The organism is Paracoccus marcusii, assembly GCF_006151785.1.
Taxonomy (GTDB): Bacteria; Pseudomonadota; Alphaproteobacteria; order Rhodobacterales; family Rhodobacteraceae; genus Paracoccus; species Paracoccus marcusii.
Window position 1 is genome coordinate 1 of the sequence record NZ_VDDD01000273.1, and the last position, 843, is coordinate 843.

Annotated in this window: 1 protein-coding gene; it reads left to right on the top strand. The window is 63.5% G+C overall.

Going from position 1 to position 843, the window contains the following annotated elements:
• Positions 1-843, top strand: an 843-nt coding sequence (locus FHD68_RS18740; protein ID WP_139086639.1) for an IS3 family transposase, incomplete at both ends; no start/stop codon positions are given.

Sequence of the window (843 nt, forward strand, 5' to 3'; positions counted from 1 at the left end):
AGTGGTAGCGCCTGCCGTGAAGCGCGAGGCGGTCGCGCATCTGAGGTCCTTGCTCGGGCTCTCGGAACGGCGGGCGTGCCGGATTGCAGGGGCGGATCGTAAGATGGTCCGTTATCAGGCGCAGCGTGCTCCGGATACGGAGCTGCGTGGCCGTCTGCGCGAACTGGCCAACGACCGTCGACGGTTCGGCTATCGGCGGCTCTTCGTGCTGCTACGCCGCGAGGGCGAGCCGTCCGGGATTAACCGGATCTATCGGCTCTACCGCGAGGAAGGCCTGACGGTGCGCAAACGGAAGGCCCGGCGTAAGGCGGTCGGAACACGGGCCCCTATCTTGGTCGAAGCCCGTGCCAATGCTCGCTGGTCGCTGGATTTCGTCCATGACCAATTCGCCAGTGGCCAGCGTTTTCGGGTGCTCAACGTGGTCGACGACGTCACCCGGGAATGCCTCGCGGCGATCCCGGACACCTCAATCTCAGGACGGCGTGTTGCCCGTGAACTTTCGGCTCTGATCGAGCGGCGCGGGAAGCCTGGCATAATTGTTTCGGACAATGGGACGGAACTGACCTCGAACGCCATCCTGCGGTGGTGCTCCGAGAACAGGGTCGAATGGCATTACATCGCGCCTGGAAAACCAATGCAGAATGGCTTCGTGGAGAGTTTCAACGGGCGGATGCGCGATGAACTGCTCAATGAAACCATGTTTCGCAACCTGGCCCACGCCCGGGTTCTGATCTCGGCCTGGGCCACCGACTACAACACCGAACGCCCGCATTCGGCTTTGGGTTACGAAACCCCGGCCGACTACGCGCGGACTCTGACCACCGCAATCGCCCGCCCCGCTGC